Annotated in this window: 20 protein-coding genes and 1 tRNA gene; 14 read left to right on the top strand and 7 right to left on the bottom strand. The window is 61.9% G+C overall.

Going from position 1 to position 19042, the window contains the following annotated elements:
• Window positions 1-77 precede the first annotated feature (77 nt).
• Together AKN84_RS09730 and AKN84_RS09725 are read left to right on the top strand one after the other, a co-directional pair.
• A complete protein-coding gene (locus AKN84_RS09730) occupies window positions 78-1217 on the top strand; it encodes an acyl-CoA dehydrogenase family protein (RefSeq protein ID WP_050420493.1) in 1140 nt (379 codons plus the stop codon).
• Window positions 1218-1313: 96 nt separating this feature from the next.
• Window positions 1314-2216 carry a GNAT family N-acetyltransferase gene (locus AKN84_RS09725; protein ID WP_050420492.1) on the top strand — a complete coding sequence of 301 codons (903 nt, stop codon included), beginning with the start codon at window positions 1314-1316 and terminating at the stop codon, window positions 2214-2216.
• Between the two features lie 41 nt (window positions 2217-2257).
• Here the strand turns inward: AKN84_RS09725 and AKN84_RS09720 are convergent, their stop codons facing one another.
• A complete protein-coding gene (locus AKN84_RS09720) occupies window positions 2258-2632 on the bottom strand; it encodes a hypothetical protein (protein ID WP_244485000.1) in 375 nt (124 codons plus the stop codon).
• 358 nt (window positions 2633-2990) lie between these two features.
• Here AKN84_RS09720 and AKN84_RS09715 point away from each other — a divergent pair, with 358 nt between their 5' ends.
• Window positions 2991-3206: a hypothetical protein gene (locus tag AKN84_RS09715; RefSeq protein WP_050420491.1), complete on the top strand. Its 216-nt coding sequence runs from the start codon at window positions 2991-2993 to the stop codon at window positions 3204-3206.
• Window positions 3207-3555: 349 nt separating this feature from the next.
• Here AKN84_RS09715 and AKN84_RS49915 read toward each other — a convergent pair whose 3' ends face one another.
• The gene (locus AKN84_RS49915) at window positions 3556-3678 is read right to left on the bottom strand and encodes a hypothetical protein (protein WP_274613371.1); all 123 of its coding nucleotides are present in this window, start codon (window positions 3676-3678) and stop codon (window positions 3556-3558) included.
• A 221-nt stretch (window positions 3679-3899) separates the two neighbouring features.
• Here AKN84_RS49915 and AKN84_RS09710 point away from each other — a divergent pair, with 221 nt between their 5' ends.
• Entirely contained in the window at window positions 3900-6176 is a 2277-nt protein-coding gene (locus tag AKN84_RS09710; RefSeq protein ID WP_430649897.1) for a cation:proton antiporter domain-containing protein, read from the top strand.
• Between the two features lie 31 nt (window positions 6177-6207).
• Here the strand turns inward: AKN84_RS09710 and AKN84_RS09705 are convergent, their stop codons facing one another.
• The gene (locus AKN84_RS09705; RefSeq protein ID WP_050420490.1) at window positions 6208-6654 is read right to left on the bottom strand and encodes a hypothetical protein; all 447 of its coding nucleotides are present in this window, start codon (window positions 6652-6654) and stop codon (window positions 6208-6210) included.
• Window positions 6655-6876: 222 nt separating this feature from the next.
• Here AKN84_RS09705 and AKN84_RS09700 point away from each other — a divergent pair, with 222 nt between their 5' ends.
• The 3 genes from AKN84_RS09700 to AKN84_RS09690 all read left to right on the top strand — a co-directional run bounded on the left by AKN84_RS09700 (window position 6877) and on the right by AKN84_RS09690 (window position 8694).
• Complete coding sequence (locus AKN84_RS09700) at window positions 6877-7152, top strand: hypothetical protein (RefSeq protein ID WP_050420489.1); 276 nt, start codon at window positions 6877-6879, stop codon at window positions 7150-7152.
• A gap of 99 nt (window positions 7153-7251) precedes the next feature.
• A tRNA-Arg gene (locus tag AKN84_RS09695) sits at window positions 7252-7328 on the top strand.
• A 226-nt stretch (window positions 7329-7554) separates the two neighbouring features.
• Complete coding sequence (locus AKN84_RS09690; RefSeq protein WP_244484999.1) at window positions 7555-8694, top strand: tyrosine-type recombinase/integrase; 1140 nt, start codon at window positions 7555-7557, stop codon at window positions 8692-8694.
• A 103-nt stretch (window positions 8695-8797) separates the two neighbouring features.
• Here AKN84_RS09690 and AKN84_RS09685 read toward each other — a convergent pair whose 3' ends face one another.
• Window positions 8798-9028: a helix-turn-helix domain-containing protein gene (locus AKN84_RS09685; RefSeq protein ID WP_050420488.1), complete on the bottom strand. Its 231-nt coding sequence runs from the start codon at window positions 9026-9028 to the stop codon at window positions 8798-8800.
• Window positions 9029-9446: 418 nt separating this feature from the next.
• On the bottom strand, window positions 9447-9695 hold the full coding sequence (locus AKN84_RS09680) for a helix-turn-helix transcriptional regulator (RefSeq protein ID WP_430649896.1): 249 nt from the start codon (window positions 9693-9695) through the stop codon (window positions 9447-9449).
• Between the two features lie 134 nt (window positions 9696-9829).
• On the opposite strand from AKN84_RS09680, the gene AKN84_RS44780 reads away from it, so the two are divergent.
• Both AKN84_RS44780 and AKN84_RS44775 read left to right on the top strand, forming a co-directional pair.
• Window positions 9830-10108, top strand: a complete 279-nt coding sequence (locus AKN84_RS44780) for a DNA -binding domain-containing protein (protein WP_128970584.1) — start codon at window positions 9830-9832, stop codon at window positions 10106-10108.
• A gap of 790 nt (window positions 10109-10898) precedes the next feature.
• A complete protein-coding gene (locus tag AKN84_RS44775) occupies window positions 10899-11273 on the top strand; it encodes a hypothetical protein (RefSeq protein WP_128970583.1) in 375 nt (124 codons plus the stop codon).
• Window positions 11274-11565: 292 nt separating this feature from the next.
• Here the strand turns inward: AKN84_RS44775 and AKN84_RS50325 are convergent, their stop codons facing one another.
• On the bottom strand, window positions 11566-12069 hold the full coding sequence (locus AKN84_RS50325) for a hypothetical protein (RefSeq protein WP_347337316.1): 504 nt from the start codon (window positions 12067-12069) through the stop codon (window positions 11566-11568).
• A gap of 178 nt (window positions 12070-12247) precedes the next feature.
• Between AKN84_RS50325 and AKN84_RS09670 the strand changes: the two genes are divergently transcribed.
• The 5 genes from AKN84_RS09670 (at window position 12248) to AKN84_RS09650 (ending at window position 17831) form a co-directional block, all read left to right on the top strand.
• On the top strand, window positions 12248-14725 hold the full coding sequence (locus AKN84_RS09670) for a TonB-dependent receptor domain-containing protein (RefSeq protein WP_347337315.1): 2478 nt from the start codon (window positions 12248-12250) through the stop codon (window positions 14723-14725).
• An 85-nt stretch (window positions 14726-14810) separates the two neighbouring features.
• A complete protein-coding gene (gene exbB / locus AKN84_RS09665) occupies window positions 14811-15623 on the top strand; it encodes a tonB-system energizer ExbB (RefSeq protein ID WP_128970581.1) in 813 nt (270 codons plus the stop codon).
• 5 nt (window positions 15624-15628) lie between these two features.
• A complete protein-coding gene (exbD, locus tag AKN84_RS09660; RefSeq protein WP_050420485.1) occupies window positions 15629-16063 on the top strand; it encodes a TonB system transport protein ExbD in 435 nt (144 codons plus the stop codon).
• Window positions 16060-16782 carry an energy transducer TonB family protein gene (locus AKN84_RS09655; protein ID WP_128970580.1) on the top strand — a complete coding sequence of 241 codons (723 nt, stop codon included), beginning with the start codon at window positions 16060-16062 and terminating at the stop codon, window positions 16780-16782. The genes exbD and AKN84_RS09655 overlap by 4 nt, the downstream gene beginning before the upstream one ends.
• Before the next feature lie 869 nt (window positions 16783-17651).
• Window positions 17652-17831: a hypothetical protein gene (locus tag AKN84_RS09650; protein ID WP_050420483.1), complete on the top strand. Its 180-nt coding sequence runs from the start codon at window positions 17652-17654 to the stop codon at window positions 17829-17831.
• A gap of 78 nt (window positions 17832-17909) precedes the next feature.
• Here the strand turns inward: AKN84_RS09650 and AKN84_RS09645 are convergent, their stop codons facing one another.
• Window positions 17910-19037 carry a ribonucleotide-diphosphate reductase subunit beta gene (locus AKN84_RS09645; RefSeq protein WP_050420482.1) on the bottom strand — a complete coding sequence of 376 codons (1128 nt, stop codon included), beginning with the start codon at window positions 19035-19037 and terminating at the stop codon, window positions 17910-17912.
• Between the last annotated feature and the right edge of the window lie 5 nt (window positions 19038-19042).

Here is a 19042-nt window from a genome sequence, read left to right as displayed (position 1 = left end):
ACTTTTTCGGAACGGATTCAGGACCTCCGGAAAGCGGACGATCATGCTGCGGGCCGAGCAACATCGAGGACTGCACGATGCGCGATTCATCCCATGCGGTGGAGACGGACGAGGTGACGTCTCGTCCCGGTTCGAACGTGATGGCCGGTACCCCGGACCGGGGGCACCGTGAGTTCGAAGCCGTCCAGGCGCTGGCCCCGCTGATCGCTGCGCACCGCAACGCGTTCGACCGCGAACGGCGGCTGCCCGACGCAGTTTTCGCGGCGCTGGCCGATGCCGGCCTGTTCCGCCTGTGGCTGCCGCAAGCGCTCGGCGGACCCGAGCTGTCTCCCTTCGCATTCGCGCGCGTCGTCGAAGCCGCCTCGGCGGTCGATGGCTCGGTCGGTTGGCTGGTCGGCAACGGCGCCGGCATGAGCCGGATCGGAGGTTACCTCGATCAGTCCGTCGTACGCGAGTGGTATGCCGACCCGCGTGCATTTGTCGCAAGCGCGACCGGAGCTGTGGGCACGGCGACCGCGGTTGCAGGCGGCTATCGCCTGTCCGGGCGCTGGCCGTTCGGCAGCGGCGCGCATCACGCGACGCGCTTCATGGTGCTGGCAAGTGTCAAGCCCGACGATCCGGCTTCACCGCTTCTCTGCTGCTATCCCGGGCGGGAGGATGTGACCATCCTCGACAATTGGCACGTATCCGGACTGCGCGGCACCGGCAGCTGCGATTTCGAGGTACGGGATATTTTCGTGCCGGCCGCCCATGTCCATCCCTTTCTCGGACTGCGACCGACGCAACCCGGACTGCTCTATCGCATGCCGCCGTCATCGGTGTTCGCCTGGAGCATCTGCGGGATGCCGCTCGGCATCGCGTCCGGCGCCATCACCTCGTTCGCTGAGCTCGCCAAAGGCCGCGCCGGAAGCCGAGCCGCGCTCCGCGATCGCGAAATCGTTCAGGCGACAGTCGGGCGGACGCGCGCGATGCTTCGCGCCGCCCGCGCCTTTCTGGTCGATGCCATGACCGAATTGATGGCCGCGACCGACATCGGCGGCCAAGGGCTGGTGGAGGCGCGCGCGGACATTCGGATCGCCAACGCACATGCGGCGGAGACTGCGACGTCCGTCACCGAGATGCTGGCTGCCAGCGCGGGCGCGTCGCTATCTTCGAGACCTGCGCCCTCGAGCGCGCGGTCGGCGATGTGCGCGCGGCGGCGAAGCATATCGCGATGAGTCCGAACAATTACATCACCGCCGGCCGGCTGGCGCTCGGGCTCGATCCCGGCACGGCGAGGTTCTGAAAATACCCGGCCACCAACGGAGTTGCCCATGTCAGTGGTTTGCCGGCCGGCACGTCCGGATGATCTGGAATTCGCCGACACCCTCGTCGTCTCCAGCATCAACGATCTGACCGAACGGCACGGCTTTGGCCCGATGGCGGCTTCGTCTCCGCCCAAATTCCAGCTGTTCTCCATGAAGGACGATCCCGACGGTCTCTGGGTCGCGGAGGAGAACGAGCGCATCCTCGGCTTCGCGTGGAGCTGGGTGTGCGGCGACATGTGGTTTCTGGCGCAGCTGTTCGTGTCGCCCGATCAGCAGGGGCGAAACATCGGCAACGAGCTGATCAAGCGAACCATCGCGCACGCCGAGAAATCGGGCGCGTCCAACCGCGTGCTCATCACCTTCAGCTTCAACACGGTCTCGCAAGGGCTCTACATCCGTCACGGACTGCTTCCGCGATTTCCGATCTACAGTGTCGGTGCATCGCGCGAACAGTTGCTCCCTCACTTGCGCGGTCCGCGATATGCCGTCACGCCGCTCACGCTGGAGGCCGCGACGCTGGGCCGCCTCGCGCAAGCGGACGAGCGGATCCTCGGCGTCTCGCGCGAAAAGCATCATCGCTATCTGATCAATGGCGGCGCGGCGACCGGGTTCAGTCTCCACGATGGAAACGATTGGATCGGCTACGCCTACGTGGACGCCGGTGGTCATATCGGACCGCTCGCGGTCATGGAGCCGCACGCCATGGCTCCCGCCCTGCGAACGGCGCTGTATCTGGCGGCCGAGAGCGGCGCGTCACGGGTATCGGCATTCCTGCCTGGCACAGGCAAGGCGGCGCTCGATACCGCGATGGCGCTGGGAATGCGGATCAAGTGTCCGATGCTGCTGATGTCGTCACGGGAGTTCGGCGATTGGGCCCAGTATCTGCCGCGCAACCCGGGCTTCATGTGATCGGCGCGGGCCTCTGTTCGACCGCCGCATAGCGCCGATCGTCATCTGAGGTGATACTTCCTGCCGTTCGTGTTCGGGTTGCTATTGTCGCTTGTCGAGAGCAGCAGGACGGGGCCGAAAAAGCTCTTGTTGTCCCGGAAGAGCTGGAATCGGCCGCCGCCCTTGGCGGCGATCTCCTCCAGGTCGCTGTTTGCCGGGCCAAGCAGCTTGTCATCTTCATATAGCCGGGCAGCACCGAGCTCGCCGTCCAGAAATTTGACGGGAATTTGGTACGCGTGCCCCTTCAAGAAATAAAAGGTACCGCGGAGCAGGTTCCTGTCGATCGGGCTTGGAGGAAGCAGATAAAGGAACGCACTCGACGCCAAGGCAATAAGCGTCGATCCGATCACGATGCCGGTATTGGCGGATATCCTCAACGACGCTTGTCCCAAGTTCTTGCTTGCGAGGCGTCTCTGTAGCGTGCGTCTTCGTCGCATACAACCGACGGGCATCCGCCAAGCACGATTCTCATAGCCGGCGATAGCCGCGGGACCGGTAAGGCAAAGGCGCCGATCCTCCCGCGGCATATCTCAGCTACTTTCGTGCAAGGCCACGGCTCGGCTTTCGTGGCGTGAGGCATACCGGCGCAGCCTCTGATGATAGGAACGCCTGCCCGGCACGGGCGTTTCCAAATCATCGGAGGCGCACCGCATGCGAGCCCAATGCGGGGTCATCGCGACGTCACACAGCGAGCTGGCACGTCACCGAACCAGACCGACAATTCAGGATGAGCGCATGGTCGAAACCGGCAAGATCTTTCGTGTTCGCTGCGTCGACAACACCTTGCAGCGGGACACGCTCTCGCTCGGCCGTGTCTACGACGTGACGCAGGAAAACGAACGTGACAGCTATTACGAGCTCAGTGGACTGGGGCGCTTCAGCCGATCCAGATTCGAGGTCGTGGAGCGGCCGAACGCTGCCGAGACCCGCGGGAAGTCGGGGTCGAGATAGCCTGGCGAGATAGCCTGGGAGGTCCGTGCCGGGCATCGTCACGCCAGCCGGAAGGCATGACCGGGCGTCTGAGGCGGCGCCTCGCGAACGCGTGATCGGGCGCCACCCCCGGTTGCCTTCATTTGGGCACCGATCGGGAACAGGCTTGCTGGGCGAGAAGCAAAGGCGGCCGCCGCAGGGGGTGCCTGCAATTGACCCATCGATCCCACAGCAGCTGGCAGGACGTGGATCTGCGCAATCTCGTCCGGGTCATCTCGGCCTGTACCCTCGGTCTTTGGGCATTTGCGGCCGGCCTCCTGATCGGGACCTTCCTGCTTTGATAGTTGGTCCGGCGGACACTCCGCCAGCCCTACCCGCCGCTCAGATGATGGGCGGCGACGAACAAAGCCAGCGCGCTCAGCACCAGCGCTGACGTAGCGCCGGCGACGCTGCGCGCAAGTTCAGCCTTCGAAAGATTGGATCTGGTTGCCATCACAACCTCCTGTGCGTGCGAGCCGAGGCCTGACCGCCTCGCGCTCGGGCTCACTCTTGGGACCACAATCGCATCACGAGGATGAACGCATCATGAGTGAAACGAACGGCCGGTGCCCCGGTTCCAAAATCTGACCCGGGTGGATCGCTTTCGGAACCCGGGCGTTGACCGCATGCGGCAAACGGGCCGAGCCGCGCTGGAATTTGGCAATTGGAGACGCAATGCAGATCCGCCGGGGGCGGCTTCAACCGACGATCTGGGCGGTCATCATGCTGTTTGCGACCGTCACCGCGGCCGACGCCGCCGGCGACGACGCAGCAAAACCTTCCGACTTCATCCTGCTCGCCCAGATCGCGCTGTTGATCGCGGTCGGACGTGGCCTGGGCGAGGTGATGCAGCGGCTCGGTCAGCCCTCCGTGATCGGCGAACTGCTCGCAGGCCTGCTGCTCGGCCCGTCGCTGTTCGGTTGGCTGTGGCCGTCGGCGCACAGCGTCGTCTTTCCGCCGTCCGGCGAGCAGAAGGCGCTGATCGACGGCATCGCGCAGTTCGGCATCCTGCTGCTGTTGCTGCTGACCGGCATGGAGACCGACCTCAAGCTGGTGCGTAAGGTCGGCCGCGCCGCGGCGACGATCTCGGTCGCGGGCATCGCGGTGCCGTTCGTCTGCGGCTTTACCCTCGGCGAATTCTTGCCCGACAGCCTGTTGCCGCATCCCGAAGCGCGGCTGATCGCATCGCTGTTCCTCGGCACCGCGCTGTCGATCTCATCGGTGAAGATCGTCGCGGTCGTGGTGCGCGAAATGAACTTCATGCGCCGCAATGCCGGCCAGATCATCGTCGCCTCCGCGATCATTGACGACACCATCGGCTGGGTCATCATCGCAGTGATCTTGAGCCTCGCCTCGCGCGGCACCCTGGATGTCGTCTCGGTCGCGCAGGCGCTGTTCGGCACGCTGGCTTTCCTCGTGGTCAGCTTCACGATCGGCCGCCGGCTGGTGTTCCGGCTGATCCGCTGGGCCAACGACAATCTGGTCTCGTCAGCCGCTGTGATCACCGTGATTCTGCTGCTGATGAGCGCGATGGCGATGATCACGCATCTGATCGGCGTGCATACCGTGCTCGGCGCCTTCATCGCCGGCGTGCTGGTCGGGGAATCCCCGATCCTGACCCGGCAGATCGACGAGCGGCTGCGCGGGCTGATCTCCAGCCTGTTCATGCCGGTGTTCTTCGGCCTCGCCGGCCTCAGCGCCGACCTCACCGTGCTCAGGGATCCGCAACTCCTGCTGCTGACCGCGGCGCTGATCCTGATCGCGAGCATCGGCAAGTTCGGCGGTGCCTTCGTCGGCGGCGCGCTCGGCGGGCTGACGCGGCCGGAATCCTATGCGCTGGCGAGCGGCATGAACGCACGCGGCTCGACCGAGGTGATCATCGCCACCATCGGCCTGTCGATGGGCGTGCTGAGCCAGACCATGTTCTCGATGATCATGACCATGGCGATCCTGACCACGATGGCGATGCCGCCGATGCTGCGCAGCGCGCTGGCGCGGCTGCCGCTCGGCAAGGACGAGAAGGAACGGCTGGAGCGCGAGGAAGTCGAGCAGCGCGGCTTCGTCGCCAATCTCGAGCGATTGCTGCTCGCGGTCGACGAGAGCAACAACGCGAAATTCGCCGCGCATGTCGCTGGCCTGCTCGCCGGCGGGCGCGGCCTGCCCATCACGGTGCTGCATGTCGGCGCCAATGCAAAGCTGCAGGAGAAGAACCGCGCCGACGAGGAGAGCCCCGAAGCCGCGGTGATCAACGCCGCCAAGGCGAGTGCAAGGGCCAGCGCCGAGGCCGACGGTGGCGGCGACGACAATGTCGACGTCATCAGCCGCGCCCGTGAGGAGACGGCGGCGGAGGCGATTGCAGAGGAAGCCAGAAAGGGCTTCGACCTGCTCGTGGTCGGCATGGACGCGGTCGCAGGCCCCGACGGTGGCTTCGACCGGCGGATCGACGAGCTGACCTCCGGCTTCGACGGCCCGCTGGCGATCGCGGCCGCCAAGGGTGTGCACGAGAAGGAGCCGACGGCGAATGCGCGGAAGATTCTGGTGCCGGTCTCGGGCAGCAACGTCTCGCGGCGCGGCGCCGAGGTCGCGATCGCCCTGGCCCGCCTCAGTGCCGAGCCGCTGCAGGTGGTCTACGTCTCGACCACGCGCGACAAGGGCGCCCGCCGCTCCAGCCCGAGCATGTCGCTGGCGCCGGAGGAAGCTATCCTGAAGGACATCGCGGCAACCGCTGCGCGCTATGACATCAATGTCGCGACGCGGCTGCGCGCCAGCACCGCACCTGAGGTCGCGATCCTGCAGGAGATCACGGCAAGCCGGGCCGATCTCGTCGTGGTCGGCGTCGACCGCATCCAGGGCGACAGCCTGAATTTCGGCAGCGTCGCGGCCGCCGTGCTCGGCAAATCGAAAGCCTCGGTTTTGCTGGTGTCGGATGGCGACGTCAGGCCGAAAACCTGACGGCAGGACCCCAGGTGGGAACGGCTCGCGCCTACCACTCTTCCGGACAGGGATCGACGATCTTCCAGAGATCGACCCCGTTCTTGATCTTCTTCATCTCGGTGGTGAGACCGCCATTGCGGCGAATCCAGTCCTTCACCGTATCGGGGTAATAGGACATCAGGTCGGAGGTGCCCTCGAGGCTGGTGACCTTGATGCCGAAGGTGAAGGCCTTGTCGTAATAGGCCTGGTGGAAGCCGATGCTGGCCTTCGGCGTCACGCAGATCTTGTTCAGCGGCACGATGCCGAACACCAGCGTGCAGGCCGAGTTGCAGATGCCGTCGATCACGACGCGCTCGCGGCGCTCGCGGATCAACTTGTACTTGGCCTTGTACTCCTCGACATAGCCGCCATGGTCGCGCGTGATGTGCAGCACGGCCCGCGCTGGCGTGACCGCCAGGACCGAGAGCAGCAAGGCGACAAGGGGCGTGATGCGCATGAAATGTTCTAAACCGAGGGAAAGGCGGCCCGGGCGGACCTGACCGCAAGACTCTGGCCGGACTGTGTTGGCAATCCGTTAAGCATCCGCAAAAAGGCAAAATTTGGCGCGCTGTGACTGATTTCCCGCAGCTTTTGGCCGGATTCCGGGTTAAATGAGTCGCTAGAGGACCTTGGAGCGGCCGGTGAAGCCGATTCCAGCGTGAATGCCCGGAGGCCGCCAATGACCAAGACCAAGCTTTTCGCCGCCCTCGCCCTGACGATTTCGTTGGCTGTCCCGGCCGCTGCGGCCGATATGACGGCCACCCCGCACCACCGGCACCACCATCACCGGCACGCCTATTGGGGCCTGCCCTACCACATCAGCTATCTGCACAATTATGGCCCGGGCCCGGCGGCTGGCAGCTTCGCCTATTACGACGGCCCGTCGAACAACAAGTGCTACCAGAGCTCGGCGGCCTATATCGGCCAGGATCACCGCCGGCATCCCTGCTTCTGAAGGCTGGCGGGCTAATGGCCAGCGCTCGGCGCCGACACCTCCCGGTGCCGCGCAACGCTGCTGGCCCTGTCAGCCCAAGTCTGATAATCGACCCCCGCGGCGCTCGTAGCTCAGCTGGATAGAGCATCGGATTTCGATTCCGAGGGTCGGGAGTTCGAATCTCTCCGAGCGCGCCAAGCCCACTTTTGCCGCCCTTCGCCCTTCATCGCCCGCGGGCTCCATCGACAACCTAAGCCACTGTTTTACATCTAGTATTTACGTCACCGATCATCGCCGGCCTTCGTTTGCCGTCGCCCGCGATCGCGCGTCGGAGCGCCCCTTTTGCTGCCCCTCGATTTGAGTTAGAATCTCCTTTCGTCGAGAAATGCCTCATCGCGCGAGGGACAGGAGTTTGAATCTCCGATGCAGATTCCAACTGAAAAACCAGAGATCACCGTAAAGAACTACCTCTCCGTTGGTCCTGGCGAGTACCCGTGCGGCAACAACCTCTATCTGATCGTTACCCCTAGCGGGGGCCGGCGTTGGGCGTTCCGGTACCAGCGCAATGGCATCGTCAAAAAGATGGGGTTCGGCTCAGCCAAAGCTGCAGGCCTCAAGCCCTCAGAAGCCAAGGACAAGGCGATTGACGCCCTGCGGCTTCTCGCCAAGGGCACCGATCCGCGAGATCAGCGCGAAGAAGACAGGCGCCACGAGCAAGGATCTCGGCTGTTCGGCGAATTCGCCGAGGAGTGGCGGCAGACCTATGAGACCGGCCTAAAGCACAAGGCTGCGCGCAACAAGCTCAAGCGTATCATACAGGTTACCTGCCAACCGCTGCACAAGCTGCAGCTCGACCAGATCGAGACGGAGCACGTCACTGCCGTTCTGCGAAAGGTCTGGCATCAGCGTGAGATTTCGCGCGACGCCCGCCAGCGGATCAAGAAGATATTGGACGCGGCGATAGCGTTGGATCTCCGGCCGAAACACAACCCGGCCGATTGGGACAGCCGGCTGAAGCCGATTATGCCGAAGCAGCGGAAGCGTGGCACGATCCGCGGCAGTCATAAGGCCATGCCCTACCATGATCTCCCGGCATTCATGGAGAAGCTCAACGCTGATCCTGATCAAAGCGCGCGGGCGCTTGAGGTCACAATCTTCACACTGGCCCGCACGAACGAAGTGCAGAACATGCGCTGGCCTCAACTCGATCTCCAAAGCGGGCTTTGGGATGTGGGCACGCCCGATACCAAGAACGGACGGCCCAAACGGACGCCACTGCCTAGACAGGCCCTAGCCTATCTACGCGAAGCCTACGAGAGCCGTGTCAGTGACGAGTTCGTTTTTCCGGGTCGCAGCCTGCGGCAGTCGATCTCAAATATGACTATGCTCAAACATCTCAAACAGATCACCGGAGACGAGAGACTGACTGTGCACGGTTTCCGGACCACATTTCGGACCTGGGCACAGGAGGAGACCAACTTCGAAGAGAGATCGTCGAGCATTGCCTACATCACATCACCGGCGATGATGCTGAAAAGGCATATAAGCGCGGCGAGGCGCTGAAGAAACGCCGTCTCGTAATGCAGGCATTTGCCGACTTCGCGACGCGAGCGCAGAAAAGCAACGTCAAATCGATCGGGGTCACCTAAGCGCGCCTAACCGCACGTCAGGCGTCGGAGCCCTTTTGGCCACAAGGTAGGTTGTCCAAGAACGAAGTCAGGTCCGCCCGCGTAATAATGGTTCGCGTGCCGAATTTGCGCACTCGCAAGCGCCCTTCCCTGATCGCCTTATAGACCGACGTCTGACCGAGCGAGGAAAGCACTGCAGCTTCCGCGACCGTGAGAGCGAGCCTTTCTGCAGGGAGGCGGTCGGCCCCATTGCGCTTTGTTATCGTCATCGACCTTTCTTTGACATCAACGCTCGCTCGCCGAGCGTTAGCCGCAGCGATTGCGCGAGATTTCCTTTGTGAGTTAGCTCTTTACGAGATGCACAACAATTCTAGAGGTAAGGAGCCCGCTCGACAAAGCCCCAACATCAACGGCGAAGCTTCGGATGTGGCAGCGTAGAATTCGGACGGGCGCGCAGACGAGGTGTAATTTCTGCTTTAGCCGACAGGTCGATTTTGGCTGAAATAAAAAGGCCATTCATGCGTACAATCACGTGTATTGGCAGGCTCATCTATGGCAGTCGTCTAGGTGCCACCAGCTGCTTATGGCGGATCTTGCTCGGCGCAATACTTGGCGCCCATGAGGGGGCTGCCAGGACCGATAGCCATCGCCGAGGTTCGCAAACTCCTAAAGGCACCCGTTAGCGCATCACGCCTTCGGACTTTTGAGCCTTACTCCCTCCCCCTTCTGGTCCGCGTCTAGGAACTCGATGCCAGCTTTGACCAGAGCTTTTTGAATCGCGAGCAGAGTACTGGCGCGTGAATCGACGATGCCCTTCTCCAGCCTAGCGACGGCATTCAGCGATACGATCGCTTTGTCAGCCAGCTGCTGTTGAGACCAGTCCAATAACGCCCTTGCAGCCCGAATTTGTCGAGGGGTGATCATCTTCACCACCATCGACACGCCCAGAAAATATGCCACTATAAGGGTGTAAATACACCTCATTAGGTGCTTTATAACCCGAATAAAGCCCACCCAAACTTCGGGCTGAGAGCGGTGCCCGATCCTTATCCGTCGTTGAGAGATTTCTTATGATAGCTCCCCCGCTTGATCCGGCTGTTGCGGACATCGCTCCGGCCAGCGCGACACTTACGACCTATGATGAACAACATCTACGCATCTATCTGCGCTTACTCGACGCAGATGCGGATGGCGCCGATTGGCGCCAGATCACTCAAGTCGTACTCCGCATTGACCCCGATCAGGAGCCAGACCGCGCGCGCAAGGCATTCGAAAGTCATTTGGCTCGCGCCAAATGGATGTCAGAGTTCGGGTACCGGCGGTTGCTCCGCGGCGGGACTTCCAATTAGGCATCGGACAACCTAAACGCGTGGACGCGCCAATACCGCCTCCTCTTCGTCGCCAGAGGTGCTCAGCGCCCTCTAAGCCTTACCTGCCTGGGCGGCCGTCGCCGGACCGGCGATATCCGGTCAAGGCCGATAGCCGCGAAGCGGGGGCGCGAAGCGCCAGCCTTGAGGGGATGGCGCCGGTCCGGCTCACTCGCATCCGGCAGGCAACACCATCGCGATATCGCAAACCAGTCCGCGTTGCTGTCGAATGTCCACTCGATCGCGCTGCCATCACCCTGCACAGGCGTCGTTTCTCCTTGCCGATCTCCCAACACGCATCCCGCTCGTCGGTCAAGGCCTCGTGACGGCGACGTGGCTATGGTTTTGTGTCGATGGCGCGCTCGGAGGGCGGTCGCTTTTGCTTTGATTTGAATTACTTACGGCGGCGGGCGACGATTTTAGGTGCATTTCAAGCGCAAAAGTACCTTTCAGGGCGGACGCCGGGCTGGCACAAAGTCGGGCGGGACTCCTTCCGTAGTGCGCTGGCACCGACATAGGGCGGAGCCATGGTCATCAGCTCAAGCAGCTGGCTTGCGCCAAAGCTCCCGCGTAGGCGGAACCCACAACGGACGTTCGGTCGCGTCCTGCCCACTTCCGAAACAGGACAGAGGGCATCGGTTGATAGGCAATCCGGTCGAGGGATCGCTTTCGCAGCAATTAGTTTTTGGCGAAAGGGCCAATTTTCCACCCTTTGATCTTATGACAAGCTTGGATAACATTGCCTCCTGAACGAAGGACAATTGCTTTCCGGATGCGCTGGTTTCGGAAACACACTCGGCGTGGTTCATGGCTTGCGCTGGCCGCGCTCGTCATTAACCTGACACTCGCCTTCGGTCACGTTCACGCCGTCGGCGGGAGGGCGCCCGAGAGTTCCGGCGTGGTCATGGGAGCCTTCGCCGGCGTCGCTGGCAGTCAGAATCGTCACCACCCGTCAGACAGCCATCCCGACTATCTCTGTCCGATCTGCATGGCCACCGCGGTCATGGGCGACGGCTTGGCGCCAACTCCGCCGGCGCTGCACGTGGAATTTGCTGATGCGAGGATCGATCATCCGATCGATCATTTCCGCTTCTTACTACAACCGCCGCGTGCCGCGTTTGAATCGCGCGGACCTCCGATCTCCTGACATCGCTGCTTCGATCCATCGCTAGCGCCGCGGGATGGGCGCGCCGCGGGCTGTGGAACCGAAGCACCCTTTGGAGCCCATGCCGCTTGCCTGGCGCGGGCAACGTTCAGTCAGGAATCATCAGATGAAAAGACCTATCCTTTGTACCTTTCGGCGCGTTTTGCTGTCGGCCTCGTCGCTAACACTCGTTGCCGCTTACAGCGCGCCCGCGTTGGCCCAATCACCATCGAGCACCACGACGCCCGTACCGAGCGCATCCCCCTCGGCGTCTCCCTCGCCGGCGCCGGAAAGCTCAACTCCGCCGGCCTCGGCCCAACAGCCCGCAGAATCGCCAACTCCGCAATCGACGCCATCCGTGCAGGCGCAGCCTCCCGGAACCAACGTTTTGCCCGAAACCCGCGTCGCCGCCCCAGTCGAGCGTCGGCGGCCGCGAACGCCGCCGCCAAGGCAGGTCGAGCGCAATCCGACACCGACAGCGCCGGCCGTGCCAAGTGCAGAACAGGCCCAGGCTGCAACCAATCGTCAGGTCGTGCAGCAGACTCAGAATTTCGACCAGCGGCGCGACAGCGTCATCATGCCCAAGACTGGCACGACGAACTATCAGCTGAGCCAAAGGGATCTCGAAAGCCTCCCGCAGGGCAACGCCGCCCAGCTCAGCGATATCGTGCTGCAATTTCCAGGCGTCTACCAGGACTCGACGAGCTCGGGTGATTTTCACGTGCGCAACGAGCACGCCAACGTTCAGTACCGGATCAACGGGATTTTGCTGCCCGATGGTGTATCCGGCTTCTCGCAACTTCTGGAGACCTCCTTCATCGGCAGCATTGGCCTGATCACGGGTGCGCTGCCGGCACAATATGGCCTGCGTACGGCGGGCGTGCTCGACATCACGACCAAGAGCGGAGCGGCGCTGTCCGGCGGCAGCGTAAGCGTCTACGGCGGCAGCCGTCAGACCATCACGCCCAGCTTTGAATATGGCGGGGTGGAGGGGAAGACCGACTACTATGTCGCCGGCCGTTATCTCAGCACCGGCCTCGGCCTTGAGAATCCCCTGCCGACCCTCAATGCCATTCACGATCATTCCGAGCAGGCCCGGTTCTTCGCCTATACGTCCACGGTGCTCGATCCGACCGCGCGGGTGGTCACCATCTCGGGGTTCGGCACGACTCGTTATCAGATTCCCAACAATCCCGGGCAGCCTGGCAACGTGGGCGGCTTTTGCGGCGGCCCATTCGATCCCGCGAACCCCTGTGTCAACCCGGATGGCACCCCGAACCCAAATGCTCTCGCCTATACGGCATTCGGCAAGAGCGGATTCGATTCCGCCACCCTCAATCAAAACCAATACGAGAAAAAACGCCTACAACGTCATTGCCTGGCAAAAGTCGGAAGGCAATTTCGATGCGCAGCTCGCGTATTATTCGCGTTACAGCGATCTACATTTCGTTCCCGATCCGGTGGGCGATCTCTTCATCAACAACGTCGCGTCCGATGTTTACCGCAGCTCGTTCCTGAACGGCGTGTCGGGCGATTTCGCCTACCGCGTGAACGATGCGCACACGCTTCGCGCAGGCTTCTACACCAACGGCGAACAGACCCAGATCGCAACCGTAAGCACGGTTCAACCGCTCGACCCGAATGATCCAAGTGGCCTGACGGCTATCGACTCACCATTCAACATTCTCGACGCCAACAAAAAATTTGGCTGGCAGCTTGGCGCCTATGCCCAGGACGAGTGGCGGCTGACCCAGCAACTGACGCTCAATTACGGCCTGCGGTTCGATCAGATCTACCAATACGTCGACGCGAACCAGCTCAGTCCGCGCGCGAGCCTAACCTATAAGCCATGGTGGTCGACCGTCCTGCACATCGGCTACATGCGGACCTTCGAGCCGCCGCCGCAAGTGCTGGGGCGAACGATTCCAACCCAGATCTTCAATGGCACTACCGCGGGCACCCCAACCGTCAGCCCCGATCAGGCTGCCGTGTTGCCCGGCCAAGTGGCCGGCCAGCCTCTCCAGAATGTTGGCGCAATCCAACCTGAACGGGCCAACGTGTACGATGCAGGCTTTACGCAGCAACTGCTGCCGCAATGTCCGACGACACCAGGGGCAATGCCCAGCAAAGCGCCGGTCGCCGCCGCAAATTGTCCGAGCCTCGAACTCGGCGGCAGCATCTATTACAAGACCGCCAGGGATCTGCTTGACGACGGCCAGTTCGGCCAAGCCTACGTGCTCACGGCGTTCAACTATGACAGAGCCGAGAATTATGGCGCCGAACTGAAGCTTAGATTCAGGTACGGCGGCTTCTCCGCTGACACCAGTTGGGCCTGGGGAGTCCAACACGCGCACACCGTCGTATCAAACCAAACTCTGTTTTCTCCGGACGACTTGGTCTACATCCAGAACCGTTGGATCCACACCGATCATGATCAAACCTATACGGGTTCCGGCAGGGTCGCATACCGGTGGACAGACAGCGGTTATAGCTGGTTGGACGGCACCACTGCGAGCGCAACCTTCATCTACGGCAGCGGCTTGCGGACGAGCCCGGATGGGGTGACCTGCCCGAACTGCGATCACCTTCCATCCTATTGGCAGGTCAATACCGGCCTGTCGCATGAGTTTGCCAACGGCTGGAATGGACTTCCAGTTACTGTGCGCTTCGACGTGGTCAACGTGGCCGACTACATCTACCAGATCCGCAACGGCAGCGGCATCGGCGTGTTTGCCCCGCAATACGGACCGCGCCGAGGATATTACTTTGGCATATCGCAGAAGCTCGGGGCGCCAGAGAAGACTGTAGGTGTCTTACCCGCTTTCTACACCAAAGCCGCAGCGCCGATCGCCTACCATTGGGCCGGCGCCTATGCCGGCGCCAATTTCGGCGGCGCGTTCAGCGCGGGCGAGCACGTCCTCACCCCGATTGGAGCCGACAGAACCAATCCGGCTGGTGCCCTGGGTGGCCTGCAGTTCGGCTACAATTATCTTGCCGCGCCGAATTGGCTGGTCGGGGTCGAGGCCGAACTCGGCTGGACATCGGCTCAGGGCAAGGCCGACTTCGTTGATCCTGCAGGCACCGCGTCGCTCTCGATCACCGGCGACCACAATTGGTACGACACCGTGACCGGCAGGGTCGGTTATGTCATGGGACCGCTGATGCTCTATGCAAAAGGCGGCGCGGCGTGGATGAACGCCGACTATCGTATGGAAGTGAACAGTGGACTCGATGGTCTCACCCAGACCAATACAACCAGATCAGGATGGACCGCTGGCGGCGGTTTTGAGTACATGCTGGGGTCACATTGGTCCGCAAAGCTTGAATATGATCACCTGGCTTTCGGCAGCAAAGCTTTGCCGTTTGTGAATCCGTTCGGCAATAGCGTGACCGTGCAGTCGGCAGTCAACCAAGTCAAAGCCGGCGTGAACTATCACCTCGAAGGATTGCTTTAGTAGCTACTTCGCGAGGAAGCTCTTTGCAGAACGTACGAGGTGCGGGGAAACGATCGGGGGGCCGATCGATAAAAGAAAGAACGAGATGATACATAGCGGAAAGAAGCCTCTGTTCGGATTGTGGCTCCGGCCTGCGCCGGGTGTCCTCAGTCTTCTGGTAGCCCTTGCCGTCGACGTGCCGCCTGCATTGGCCCAAGTGCCGGATTCCCTGCTGCCGCGCAATCTGTCGCCGTGGGGAATGTTCCTTAATGCCGACATCGTCGTGAAGGCTGTCATGATCGGGCTGGCCTTCGCCTCGCTCGTCACCTGGACGATCTGGCTCGCCAAGACCATCGAGCTGCGCGTATCGAGGAGCCGCGCGCTTCGACGGGTCAGGATGCTGGAGCAAGGCGGCAGCCTGGCGGATGCGGTCCACGAATGCGATGGCGATCGCGATGCTGTCGCACAACTGATCCTCTCGACGGCGCGCGAGGCGGAGCTGTCCGGCGGTATCGTCGATGATGGCTTCAAGGAGCGTGTTGCGCTTCGGCTGGAACGTGTGGAAGCGGCGATGACGCGACAGATTTCGCGCGGCGCCGGCATTCTTGCTACCATCGGCGCGACCGCCCCCTTTGTTGGCCTGTTTGGCACCGTGTGGGGCATCATGAACTCCTTCATCGGAATTTCGGAGTCCCACACCACCAACCTCGCAGTGGTTGCGCCCGGCATCGCCGAGGCGCTCCTTGCCACCGCGCTCGGGCTCGTGGCAGCCATCCCCGCGGTCGTGATCTACAACCATCTCGCCCGCGTGATCGCCGGCTATCGTGCACTCCTGACTGACGCCTCGGCGCAACTCCTGCTCCTGATCAGCCGCGGGCAGCGCGATCACGGCATGATACTGCCACGTGCTGCGGAGTAACCGCCATGGCTGTGCGTCTCGGTTCCCGTTCGACTGGTGATGATCTCGAAGTTCAGCATGAGATCAACGTCACGCCGTTCATCGACGTCATCCTGGTGCTGCTCATCATCTTCATGGTAGCCGCGCCGCTTGCCACCGTGGACATCGGTGTCAACCTTCCCGCGTCGACCGCGCCGGAGCAGCCCCGGCCAGACAAGCCGATCTTCGTCACGATCAAGCCGGATCAGATCATTGCAATCGGCGAAACCGTCGTGGCTCGCGATTCACTTTCGGTCGCGCTCGATGCCGCTACTAACAACCACAAAGACGAGACGATCTTCGTTCGCGCCGACAAATCGCTGAGCTATGGCGAACTGATGCAGGTGATGAACACGTTGCGGGACGGCGGATATCTGAAGCTCGCATTAGTGGGGCTGGAAACACCGGCCGCAAAGCAATGACAGTGTATACACTGCATCTGCCGGAGCGTCCCGGCATCTCGCGCTGGACGCTGGCAGCGCTCGCGATCCTGATCGCCCATGTGGCAATCGTCGCATCGGTCGCGCTGTGGTATGCGCGCAAGCCCGTCGAGCCCAACATCATTCCGGCGATCAGCGTGACGCTCGCACCGGTCGACGCGAGTTCGCCGGAAATCCAGAACCAGGACATCGCGGTCGGACCGACCATGCAGCAGGCGGAGGAGACGTCCAAGGAGCAGCCGAAGGAGGAGCAGCCAGTCGAAAAGGTCGAGCAGCCGCCTCCGCCTCAGGCGCAAGCCGAGGTCACCCTGCCACAAGAGACGCCCAAACAAATTGAGGAGCCAAAGCCGCAGCTGCAGCCGCCCGCGCCCGAGACGCGCGCACCGCCGAAGACCGAGCATGTCGGCCGGTTCTCACAGGCAAGTGCAAACGCCTACAATGCGCTGGTGTTCGGTCATCTGCAGCGCTTCAAACGTTATCCGGCGGCGGCGCATGGTGCCTCAGGTACGACGGTGCTGAGATTTGAGTTGAATCGTGCGGGTGACGTGATCGCAAGCGAAGTATCGAAATCGTCCGGCAATGCAGCACTCGACCGGGAAGCGCTCGAGCTCCTGCATCGCGCCAGTCCCTTTCCGCCGTTCCCGGCCGAAAAGTCCGGGACGCACGATAGCTACTTGGCGCCGGTCGCGTTCGCGCGCTGACGCCTTCGACGAAATCTGCAGATGAAAGTAGGATTCTATGTAGCGCCGAGCACATCCGATCGCCGGGAGCAATAGGCCGCACAGTCAGGGCACTAGACCAGCACAGCGTCTCCTTTTGATACCATGGCGCACAACTGGGGAGGCAGGTCTGCCTCGGCCGGATTGTAAAAGCCACTCACGTAGGGACTGTCAAATGGCAATCCGAACCCTATCGTTGGTGCTTTTCCTTCTACTTTGCAGTATGGCGGCGGCTAATTCCATGGGCAGTGCTGTCAATAAGAATGATCCTTGGAATCCTCATCACATCGACGATCTGCCTGCCGAAATTCGGCAGTATGTTGCTGCGATCTGCAAGGGACCTCCGAGCGCTCAGCATGATTTTGCAACCTACTCTCCGCGGGAGAAGCGCTGGCGGATAAATCTCGAATACCTTCGATGCGACGGTTTGGGCAAATATCGTCGAGGGAATCAATGCCTGGATGTGGACTTCGTTGGTGTCGGCTCGCGTTTCCGCCTCGCCAGAAAGGACTATAGAGACTGCGGCTTCTAAATCTCGGAATCGCAAACCCAACGATTTCTGCGCTGAACTACGCTAGGGCCCGTTTGCGATTAGCGAATCATTTTTCGTATCAACGACTTATGCCGCCTGGTGCGCTCGGAGGGCAGACTCATTTACTGTGATTTCAGTGGGTTACGGAGCTGGAAGGCGAACCGAGGTGCATTTCCGGCCGATCGGTGCCCTTCGGCGACCTAAAGAAAAAAGGCTCCAAGCGCCGCCACTGGGATCAGGAGAAACATGCACCGCGCCCGTCATTAACCTTGGATTAACCATGCACGCACCAACGTGCTGACTAGGCAAGGAGTCGCATATGGCGATGTTTAGAATCCAACTCGCCGATGGCGAAAAGAGCCTCAAGACCGACCTCAAGGCGACGAGTGAGGACTCGGCCCGCAGCGTTGCAGAGAAATGGTTCGACGGAGCACGCTGGCGGATCGTCGCGATTCGCCGCTTAGCCGACCAGGCCCCCTCGCCGCGAGCCGCAATCTGAAATGCCAGGTTGCGGCCCGAAACTTGAACAATCCACACGAAGGCCCCATGTCCACTTGTCGGCGACACGGCGGATGGCCTAATCCCAAGCGAGTGCACCGCCATTCTGATACTCGATCACGCGGGTCTCGAAGAAATTCTTCTCCTTCTTTAGGTCCATCGCTTCCGACATCCACGGGAAGGGATTATCCGTCTCTGCGAACACGGGCGTCAGCCCGATCTGGGCGCAACGGCGGTTGGCGATGAAGTGCATGTATTGCTCGCACAACGCTGCGTTTAGCCCGAGGAAACCGCGCGGCATGGTATCGCGGCCGTAGGCGGCCTCGAGCTCGGCGGCCTCGCGGATCATGCCACGGACCTCGTCCTGGAACGCGGAAGTCCACAGCTGCGGGTTCTCGATCTTGATCTGATTGATGACGTCGATGCCGAAGTTCAGATGGATCGATTCATCGCGCAGGATGTACTGATACTGCTCGGCGATCCCCACCATCTTGTTGCGGCGGCCGAGCGAGAGGATCTGCGCGAAGCCGGTGTAGAACCACATGCCCTCGAAGATCACGTAGAACGCGACGAGGTCACGCAGGAACGCCTGATCGGCAGCCGGCGTGCCGGTCTTGAAATCGGGATCGTCGAGGTGCTGCGTGTGCTTGATCGCCCACGCGGCCTTGTCGGTGATCGAGGGCACCTCGCGATACATATTGAACAGCTCGCCCTCGTCGAGGCCGAGGCTTTCGACAATGTACTGGAAGGTGTGGGTGTGCACTGCCTCCTCGAAGGCCTGGCGAAGTAGATATTGTCGGCACTCCGGATTGGTCAGGTGGCGGTAGATCGCCAGCACGATATTGTTGGCGACCAGGCTCTCGGACGCCGCGAAGAAGCCGAGATTGCGCTTGATGGCGCGGCGCTCGTCCTCGGTGAGGCCGTCGCGCGATTTCCACAGCGCGATGTCGGCCTGCATCGAGACCTCGGTCGGCATCCAGTGATTGTTGCAGCCGGCAAGGTATTTCTCCCACGCCCATTTGTATTTCAGTGGCAACAGCTGGTTGACGTCGGCGCGGCAGTTGATCATCCGCTTCTCGTCGACCGAGACGCGGCCGCCGTGACGGTCGATGGTGCCGAGGCCGGCGGCCTCGCTTGCGGCTGCGGGCGCCGCCGCGACCGGCGGCAGCTTACGGGCAATGGCTGCGGTTTCTGACCAGTCGAGCATGTTCT

The organism is Bradyrhizobium tropiciagri, from assembly GCF_001189845.1.
In the GTDB taxonomy this organism is placed as follows: Bacteria; Pseudomonadota; Alphaproteobacteria; order Rhizobiales; family Xanthobacteraceae; genus Bradyrhizobium; species Bradyrhizobium tropiciagri.
This window is presented reverse-complemented; position numbering and strand designations above follow the sequence as displayed.